The organism is Caulobacter sp. P1_B12_2, from assembly GCF_056406675.1.
This window is the reverse complement of the sequence record NZ_JBFTZS010000512.1, coordinates 1-8,316: the sequence shown is the minus strand read 5'-3', so window position 1 is coordinate 8,316 and position 8,316 is coordinate 1. Positions and strand designations below refer to the sequence as shown.

The following is an 8,316-nucleotide window of genomic DNA, read 5'->3' as shown; positions in this document are numbered from 1 at the left end:
CTTCTACACCAAGACGGGGGTGGGCACCGTCGTGGCCGCCGGAAAACCCACCGAGGTGTTCGACGGCGAGGAATATGTTCGCGAGACCTGGCTCAAGGCCGATCTGTCGATCATCAAGGCGTGGCGGGCCGATCCTTCGGGCAATCTGATGTTTCGCAAGACCGCCCGCAACTTCAATCCCGACATGGCGACGGCCGGCCGGGTCACGGTCGCGGAAGTGGAAGAAATCGTCCCCGAGGGAACCTTCGATCCTGACTGCGTCCACACGCCCGGCATCTATGTCGATCGCATCGTTAAGGCGACGATCAACGAAAAACGGATCGAAAAGCTCAGCGTTCGCCCCAGGGAGACAGCCTGATGGCCTGGACCCGCGATCAAATGGCGGCTCGCGCCTCGCGCGAACTGCGCGACGGCTACTACGTCAATCTAGGGATCGGCATCCCGACCCTGGTCGCCAATCATGTCCTCCCTGGGGTCAACGTGACCCTGCAGTCCGAAAACGGCATGCTGGGCATCGGCCCCTTTCCGTTCGAGGGCCAAGCCGACCCGGACCTGATCAACGCCGGCAAGCAGACCATCACCGCCCTGCCCAGTTCGAGTTTCTTCTCCTCGGCCGAGAGCTTCGCGATGATCCGCGGCGGGCACATCGACATGGCGGTCCTCGGCGCGATGGAGGTGGCCGCCAATGGCGATCTGGCCAACTGGACGGTTCCTGGCAAGATGATGAAGGGCATGGGCGGCGCGATGGACCTGGTCGCCGGGGTCAAGCGCGTCGTCGTGCTGATGGACCATGTTTCCAAGGCGGGGACGCCCAAGATCCGCCACGCCTGCACCCTGCCGCTGACCGGCCGCGGCGTGGTCGACCTGATCATCACCGACCTGGCCGTCCTGCAGGTTGATCGGATCCAAGCCACGCTTCGCCTCGTCGAAACCGCGCCAGGCGTCACCGAGGAAGACGTGCGTCAAAACACCGAAGCCCCCATTGCCGCGACGGTGGGGCCATGAGCCAGGCCTATCTGTGCGACGCGGTCCGCACGCCGATCGGGCGGCTGAACGGCGGGCTTTCGACGGTTCGGGCGGACGATCTGGCCGCCATACCCATTGCCGAACTCGTCAAGCGCAATCAACGTGTCGACTGGGCCCGCCTCGACGACTGCCTGCTGGGCTGCGCCAACCAGGCGGGCGAGGACAATCGCAACATCGCGCGGATGGCCGGGCTGCTCGCGGGTCTCCCCGAGACCGTTCCGGGCGCAACGCTCAACCGCCTGTGCGGCTCGGGACTAAACGCGGTCGGCGCGGCGGCGCAGGCGATCCGGGCCGGCGACGCTGATTTCATTCTGGCCGGCGGCGTGGAGAGCATGACGSGCGCGCCCTATGTGCTGAGCAAGAGCTCCAGCGCCTTTGGCCGCGATCAGACCCTGGAAGACACGACCCTCGGGTGGCGGTTCATCAATCCGGCGATGCGGGCGGCCTATGGCGTCGATACGATGCCGCAGACCGGCGAGACCGTCGCCGAACTTTGGAAGGTAAGCCGCGAGGACCAGGACCTTTTCGCCCTGGCCTCGCAGCAGAAGGCGGCGGCGGCCCAGGCTTCTGGCCGTTTCGCCGCCGAGATCGTCCCGGTAAGTCTGACGCCGAGCAAAGGCGATCCGACCCGCTTCGATCGCGACGAGCATCCGCGATCGACGAGCCTGGAGGCGTTGGCGGCGTTGAAGCCGGTGGTGAAAGCCACAGGAACGGTCACCGCTGGCAATGCCTCCGGGCTCAACGACGGCGCGGCGGCGATGCTCGTGGCCTCTGAAGCCGCGGTCCGCCTCCATGGGCTGACACCGAGGGCCCGGATCGTGGCCATGGCCTCGGCGGGCGTGGCGCCCCGCATCATGGGGGTGGGCCCGATCGAGGCGGCCCGGCGTCTGTTCGCCCGCACCGGGCTGTCGATGGCGCAGATGGACGTCATCGAACTGAACGAAGCCTTCGCCAGCCAAGCCATCGCCACCTTGCGCGACCTTGATGTCGACCCCTTTACCGACACGCGGGTCAACCCGAACGGCGGAGCCATCGCGCTGGGCCATCCGCTGGGAATGTCGGGGGCGCGCATCGCCATGACCGCCGCCGAGGAGCTCCACCGCCGCGGCGGAACCTACGGACTGGCGTTCATGTGCGTCGGCGTCGGCCAGGGCGTGGCCCTGATCCTGGAGCGCGCATGACGACCGGTGTCTTGACCTTGGGGGACGGCTGCCAACTCGCCTGGCGCCTGGACGGGCCGGCCGACGCGCCCGTCGTGTTGCTTTCAAACTCACTGGGCACGTCGATGGCGATGTGGGATCCGCAGATGGTGGTGCTGGCCCGCCGCTTCAGGGTGCTGCGCTACGACAGCCGCGGCCATGGGGCGTCCGCGGTCCCCGCAGGGGGCTATTCGCTCGACCGGCTCGGGCGCGACGTCATCGAGTTGCTCGACGCCCTCGAGCTTGCGCAGGTCGATTTCTGCGGCCTGTCGCTGGGGGGCATGACCGGTCAATGGCTCGGCTATCGCGCCCCCGATCGGCTGCGCCGCTTGGTGCTCGCCAACACCGCCGCCTACATGGGGCCGCCTCAGCAATGGGATGCGCGCATCGCCACTGTCCGGCAGACGGGCATGGCGGCGATTGCCGAAGCCTCTGTGGCGCGATGGTTCACGGCCGGCTTTGCCCTGCAGCATCCCGAAGTCGTGGCCCCGATCCGGGCGGGCCTGCTGGCGACCGATCCGCTTGGCTACGCCGGTTGCTGCGCGGCCATTCGCGACATGGATCTACGCGGCGTCGCCGCCTTGAACCCCAAACCCAGCCTGGTCCTGGGCGGCACGCTCGACCCCGCCACGCCGCCGGCCGACGCAGAGGCCCTGGCCAGGTCCCTCCCCGACGCCCGTCTCGTTTTGCTGCAGGCCTCCCCCCCCCCCCCCCCCCCCCCCCCGCTACTAGACCCGCGCCTTCGCGGCGTCCCCGCCGCGTCGTTGCAAGGGGGCGAGCCTGCGCACAAGCATCGGCACATGCAGCGAGCGGCCGGAGAATTCCGGGAAGCGCTCGCGATCCTGCTTCATTCGCTCGCGTGTCTCCGAAGCCAGCGCGGCCTCAAGCGCGGCTGGGCTGTCGAAGACGATCCTGTTGCGCTGGAAATAGCTGACCCGCTGGGTGGGCAGGCTGTCGACCCAATCAACTCGCGTGCAGATCTCGACCTCGCGGACGTCCGGGAACGTCACCATGATCGGCGCGTGGTGACCAAAGTAGAAACTGTGCCATTCGTTCACATCGGACGGCTCGCCGTCATAGTGTACCATGAAGGCGCAGCGGACCTCGTCGCTCTCACCCCGCTGGGGATCTTGCGCTCCCGGGATCGCAATCGGCCGGCTCCACATCGCCTGGTGCGTTCCGGTCACGCCTCCTAGGAGATCGGCCAGTGAGCCGGTGATCTCGCCAAGCGCCCCCCCCGGCCCCGCCGCCCGCTCGAGCATTTCCAGGCGCTCGAAATAGAGCTGCAGAGCCAGAACCGGCGACGGGCCATCGTCATAGTATCGATCGCGCGCTTGGGCTGGCGTTAGGATCCTAGCCTCATGCAGATCGTCGATCGCGAGCAGGGCTCGTTCGAGCGCCCACGCCGCCGACGGCCCCAGTCGCAGCGCGGCGTCATCGTGGCGGAATGTGAGAAAGAGACAAAACATCGTCTGAAGCGCTCGGATGAGGTGGGTTGAACGGGCTCACAAGCCCGGCGACACGCCGGCGAGGAAGCCGCCGATGTCGTCGAAGGTCGCTTCGCTGAGCGCGGCGTGCTGAGTGACGACCATCGAGTCGCGGACGATCTGCTGGAGGCGGTTGTTCTTGTGGATCGCCGACATGCCCGCCGCTCGGTACAGCGACTGAATGATGTCCGCGCAGCGGTGCGCCGCGTGCGAGGCGCTCAGACGGAGCAGATTGCTCTGCTGGGGCGAACTCTCATCGCCCGCCAGAATGACCCGCCAGGCCGTCTCGATCGCTTCATAGAAAAAGGATCGCGAGCTTCTCCACTCCGCCTCGCCCCTGGCCAGGGCGAGCTTGAAATAGCCGCGATCGCCAAGGCGCGGCGCGCCGGGCATGATCTTGGCGCCCTTGGACATCTGGGCCACCATGTCGAGCGCCGCGCGCGCCAGGCCGATATTGACCACGGCGTGGACCTGGGCCTGATAGGCAAGCGGCGGATAGCGGTAGAGCGGCTCGTCGATCACTCCGGCCGCGCCCCGCAGGAACGTCCATTCCTCCGCGTAGAACTTGTCCTCGACAGCCACGTCATGACTGCCCGTGCCCTGCATCCCGACGACGTCCCAATTTTCGATGATCGAGACCTCGTCCGCCGGCGCGACGGCCATGCGCGCGGCGGGTGGACCCTCGGCGTCACCGTCCTGCGAAACCCCGATGCCGACGCCGATCCAGTCGGCGCCCTTGCAGCCGCTGGCGAACTTCCACCGCCCCGAAGCGATCCAACCGCCGTCCGCGTTCCGCGCGGGTTGAACGGGATAGAGCGCGCCGGCAAACACCTGGTCTGGACCCGAGGCGTAGATCTTGGCCTGGGTCTGCACCGGCAGCGCCGCCAGATAGGTGTTGGCCGATCCAAAAGCGGCGACCCATCCAGCCGAGCCATCGGTGGTCGCGATCGCCTCGACCATCGCCAGGAAGTCGGCGGGCGCGAGCGCGTCGCCGCCGAACTGGCGCGGCGTTCCGGCGCGAAAAACCCCCACCTGCTTCATCAGCTGGACGAGGTCTCTGGGAACATGGCGCAATTCATCGATCTCGCCCCGACGCGAGGCGATGATCTGCACGAGTTTTTCCAAAGTCATGGCGGTCGGTTCGAGGTCGACCTTTTGAATCGCGGTCATGGGATCTCCAGATGGATTTGAGCGGACGTCACGGCGTCCTGTCAGTTTGTGTTCTGTGCGGGGGAGCTGGGGGCGCGGCTCCTGTCGAGCGCGTCCGCCCTGGCGGCTTGCCGAGTGCTGGCCATGGACCCCAGGACGAAGACGGCCGCCGCCGCGACGAGGGGCACGGGCCCCAACCAAAGAAGCACCTGACTGGCCGAAAAGCCCGCCTGCCGAAACTCACCGGCGACAAGGGGCCCGACAATGGCGCCGATCCTGCCCATGGCCACCGCCGCGCCGGCGCCCAACACCTTGGCGTGCGGTGGATAGATCCTCGGGATCAGGGCGTAGAGCGCGCATTGGGGCCCAACGACCAAGAAACCCGCCAGGGCGGAAAGGAAGAGGATCGCCCCCGCTCCTCTGCTCACCGCAAGACAGCCGATGACCGCGGCCAGCCCGATATAGGTCAGGCACAGGGGCCATCGAAAGCCGAGCCGGTCGACCAGCAGAGGTTTGGTATCAGCCAGACGACCAGCGGGGTCAGAAGGATCGGCAGAACCCCGCCGCTGATGAAGATCATCCGCCAGTCGACGTCCGCGCCCATCGATCGCGCGAAGATCGCGACAGCCGCCGCGCCGGCCGGCAGGCCGCAAAAGGCGGCGGTGACCGTGATCGTTCTGTGCCGCGGCGGTGAAACCTCCGCGGCGATGGAGAGCACGACCGGCAGCGCCCCCCCAAACCCGACCCCCGCCAAGAAGCGCACCACGATCAGCGCCGCCTCGCTGGTGGCGTAGGCCGTGCCGATCGAGCAAAGCCCAAAAAGAAGCGTCGCGCCCGCCAGCAGCGCGCGCAGGCCAACGACTCTGGAGAAGATTCCGCCGCTGAAGGCGCCGACAATCAAGCCCACCATGACGGCGCTGCCAATGATCCCCTGCGCGCTGGCGTCCAGGGAAAGGTCGCGCATCATGTGGGGCGCGGCCACGCCAAAAGCTTGGATATCGTAGCCTTCAAGCCCCACGATGCCGAGGCATAGAAGGATGACGGGCAGCGGTGAGGTGGGTCGGTCGGACACGCGTTTTCTTCCCCTGTGCATCTGCTTCAGCGCCGCCGGCAAAGCCTTGCCAGCTCGTCTGAACGCCCGATCCAACCCATTCGCGGATCTATTGCATACAGTATGCATTTCGCAGACTCGTCGCAGGGTCAAGCGGTTTTGCACACAATTCCATGCGCCAGCGCGGGTTGGTTTTAACTGACCGGGCGCCGTGCTAGTCCATGCGCCGATACGCTCGCGTTTCACCCAAGCACGGCTCCATAGGAAAGCATCACTGTATGGGATCGACGCTCAAAAAAGGTGCGACCTTGCGCGACCAGGTGGTCGCGGCAATATCCAAGGAGCTGCGGCACGGCGCCTACAAGCCCGGCGAACGCATCACCGAGCTTGGGCTGGCCGAGCGGCTGCAAGTGTCCAGAACGCCCATCCGCGAGGCGCTGAACCAATTGCTTGAACAGGGCGTGTTACACGCCCGCATGGGCGGCGGTTATATCGTCCCGACCCCGACCGTCGAGCAGATCCGGCAGATCATCGCTGTACGTGAACTTCTGGAGCCCGCGGCGGTGGCGATGGCGGCTCGGGAATATGGGCCCGAGCGGGTGGCCCGCATCAGCGACGCCATCGAATTTGAGATCCTGTCCAAATCCAATGCGGATCACACCTTGTTCGCCGCCGCCAACGAGCAGTTTCGGCGCGCGGTTTTCGACGGCATCGGCAATCAGGTGCTCTGGGGCCTGATCTCGCAATTCGCCCCTCACCTGGATTTCATTCGCGCCGCGACGCTCAAGGACATGGCGCTGCGCGGCGAGATCGTGGCGCGCCAGGAAAAGGTGCGCGATGCGATCGCCGCCCACGACGAAGCCTCGGCGAGCCGTTTGTGGACATCCTATCTCGCGCTCAGCCGTGAAGCCTTGATCGCGGCCATCGAAGACCTCGCCGAAACCGGGCGGTGACGCCTGTGACAGGCCGCGCCTGACCAAGGCGCGGCGACGCCGCCGACGGCGCTCAGTCTTTGACACTCCGCTGCGCGGCGGACGCGCGGTCAATCTCAAAACGGTCTCGCGTGGTGGAATACCAGCCCGCGCCGTGCATCCTGCCAACCAGGTCCAGCGCGTCGGCGTCCAGATGCATCTGCTCGTCGATGACCGCGTCGCTGAAGTGCATGTGGAGGATTTCGCCGGTGATGATGCAGCGATCGTAAGGAAGATGCCGAACGTCGAAGAGCCGGCACTCGAAGCTCGCCGGAGACTCCGCGATCGCTGGCGTGGAAATTTGCCGCGAAGGTCTTTGTGTGAAGCCCGCCGCGTCGWACTCGCTGACGCTGTCTGGAAAATCCTGCGAACTGACCACCATCTGCTCGGCGATGGAGCGACTGACCAGATTCACCACGAACTCGCCGCGATCAAGAATGTTGCGAGCGGTGTCCTTGTAGCGGTTGCCGTCCCCGCGGCGATTTCCTTCAACGCCGATCACCAGCAGCGGCGGGGCGTTGCTGAAGGCGTTGAAGAAGCTGAAGGGGGCCGCATTGGCCAGGCCCGCGGCGTTGAGGGTGGAAACCAGCGCGATCGGCCTTGGCATGATGCTGTTGACCAGGAGCTTGTAGACGCGGTCGGGCGTCAGTTCCGAAGTGGCGATATCCATGAGAACCCTGCCGATGGCGCCGCGGCGCCGGCATCCTTTTGCGTCTGATAGCGGGTGACTACGCGGGCTCGGCCGCGGTCTGGGCGTCCGAGGGGTGGATCGCGGACTTGAGCGGGACCGCAGCATCCCCGGCCCGCGCCAGATCAACCCTGGCCCGGCTCAGGATCAGGGGTTTTGCCTGGACGTAGTCCTTCACGCAGTTGACCGCGTCCACGGCGATGAGTCGCCCGCCTTGCAGATACAGCACCGAAAAACTGCGACTGGCCGGGTCGCCGCGGACGATCTCTCGGTCGTAGCCCCCACAGAGACCCACGGTCTGAAGCTTTAGATCATACTGATTTGACCAGAACCAAGGCAGGGCGTCGTAAGGACGAGCCGCGGCCATGATGTGCGCCGCGACGGTCTTGGCTTGATCGGTGGCGTTCTGGACGGACTCGATGCGGACTTCGCGTCCGCCGGCGTGCCGGCTGAACTGTGAGGCGCAGTCGCCGATCGCGTAGACGCAGGGCAGGGAGCTTCGGCAATATTCGTCGACAAGGATCCCCTGACCGATCTTGGCCCCGGCGCTTGCGAGGGGCGCTGTCGCCGGCTCGATACCGACTCCCATGATCAGCAGATCGGTGGCGATGCGCTCCCCGGCGGCCAGTTGCACCGCGGTGATCCGCCCCGCCTCGACGATCAGGTCCTCAACCGCGGCGTTCAGCCGAAGATCGACACCACGTCGGCGATGCTCGGCCGCGTAAAAGCCAGAGAGCGCCTCCCC

10 protein-coding genes and 1 pseudogene are annotated in these 8,316 nt (G+C 66.3%); 6 read left to right on the top strand and 5 right to left on the bottom strand.

Annotated features, from left to right (window positions below; all coding sequences use genetic code 11):
- The 4 genes and pseudogenes from AC1DZ6_RS22475 to pcaD form a co-directional block, all read left to right on the top strand.
- Positions 1–358 (top strand): CoA transferase subunit A (locus AC1DZ6_RS22475; RefSeq protein ID WP_477099339.1); only part of this gene is annotated, 358 nt, incomplete at its 5' end.
- Complete coding sequence (locus AC1DZ6_RS22470; protein WP_477099338.1) at positions 358–1,005, top strand: 3-oxoacid CoA-transferase subunit B; 648 nt, start codon at positions 358–360, stop codon at positions 1,003–1,005. The genes AC1DZ6_RS22475 and AC1DZ6_RS22470, both read left to right, overlap by 1 nt.
- Complete coding sequence (pcaF, locus tag AC1DZ6_RS22465) at positions 1,002–2,207, top strand: 3-oxoadipyl-CoA thiolase (protein WP_477099337.1); 1,206 nt, start codon at positions 1,002–1,004, stop codon at positions 2,205–2,207. The genes AC1DZ6_RS22470 and pcaF overlap by 4 nt, the downstream gene beginning before the upstream one ends.
- Positions 2,204–2,908, top strand: a pseudogene (gene pcaD / locus AC1DZ6_RS22460) (3-oxoadipate enol-lactonase); the annotation flags it as partial. The gene pcaF and the pseudogene pcaD, both read left to right, overlap by 4 nt.
- 45 nt (positions 2,909–2,953) lie before the next feature.
- Here the strand turns inward: pcaD and AC1DZ6_RS22455 are convergent.
- Positions 2,954–3,313, bottom strand: coding sequence for an EthD family reductase (locus tag AC1DZ6_RS22455; protein WP_477099340.1), 360 nt, complete (start codon positions 3,311–3,313; stop codon positions 2,954–2,956).
- Positions 3,314–3,586: 273 nt separating this feature from the next.
- On the opposite strand from AC1DZ6_RS22455, the gene AC1DZ6_RS22450 reads away from it, so the two are divergent.
- Positions 3,587–3,724 (top strand): hypothetical protein, encoded by a 138-nt coding sequence (locus tag AC1DZ6_RS22450; protein WP_477099336.1) that lies wholly within the window; start codon positions 3,587–3,589, stop codon positions 3,722–3,724.
- 6 nt (positions 3,725–3,730) lie between these two features.
- Here AC1DZ6_RS22450 and AC1DZ6_RS22445 read toward each other — a convergent pair whose 3' ends face one another.
- Together AC1DZ6_RS22445 and AC1DZ6_RS22440 are read right to left on the bottom strand one after the other, a co-directional pair.
- Complete coding sequence (locus AC1DZ6_RS22445) at positions 3,731–4,882, bottom strand: acyl-CoA dehydrogenase family protein (RefSeq protein WP_477099335.1); 1,152 nt, start codon at positions 4,880–4,882, stop codon at positions 3,731–3,733.
- 445 nt (positions 4,883–5,327) lie between these two features.
- Positions 5,328–5,933 (bottom strand): MFS transporter, encoded by a 606-nt coding sequence (locus tag AC1DZ6_RS22440; protein WP_477099334.1) that lies wholly within the window; start codon positions 5,931–5,933, stop codon positions 5,328–5,330.
- Positions 5,934–6,190: 257 nt separating this feature from the next.
- On the opposite strand from AC1DZ6_RS22440, the gene AC1DZ6_RS22435 reads away from it, so the two are divergent.
- Positions 6,191–6,865 carry a GntR family transcriptional regulator gene (locus AC1DZ6_RS22435; RefSeq protein WP_477099333.1) on the top strand — a complete coding sequence of 225 codons (675 nt, stop codon included), beginning with the start codon at positions 6,191–6,193 and terminating at the stop codon, positions 6,863–6,865.
- Between the two features lie 52 nt (positions 6,866–6,917).
- On the opposite strand, the gene AC1DZ6_RS22430 is transcribed toward AC1DZ6_RS22435, so the two are convergent.
- Complete coding sequence (locus tag AC1DZ6_RS22430; RefSeq protein ID WP_477099332.1) at positions 6,918–7,553, bottom strand: flavin reductase family protein; 636 nt, start codon at positions 7,551–7,553, stop codon at positions 6,918–6,920.
- A 58-nt stretch (positions 7,554–7,611) separates the two neighbouring features.
- The coding region (locus AC1DZ6_RS22425; RefSeq protein ID WP_477099331.1) for an NAD(P)/FAD-dependent oxidoreductase at positions 7,612–8,316 on the bottom strand (705 nt) is incomplete at its 5' end.

Excerpts from the sequence above, each read along its gene's own strand:
- AC1DZ6_RS22470 (WP_477099338.1), top strand. The coding sequence starts at position 358 with ATGGCCTGGACCCGCGATCAAATGGCGGCTCGCGCCTCGCGCGAACTG.
- AC1DZ6_RS22455 (WP_477099340.1), bottom strand. The coding sequence starts at position 3,313 with ATGGTACACTATGACGGCGAGCCGTCCGATGTGAACGAATGGCACAGT.
- AC1DZ6_RS22450 (WP_477099336.1), top strand. The coding sequence starts at position 3,587 with ATGCAGATCGTCGATCGCGAGCAGGGCTCGTTCGAGCGCCCACGCCGC.
- AC1DZ6_RS22445 (WP_477099335.1), bottom strand. The coding sequence starts at position 4,882 with ATGACCGCGATTCAAAAGGTCGACCTCGAACCGACCGCCATGACTTTG.
- AC1DZ6_RS22435 (WP_477099333.1), top strand. The coding sequence starts at position 6,191 with ATGGGATCGACGCTCAAAAAAGGTGCGACCTTGCGCGACCAGGTGGTC.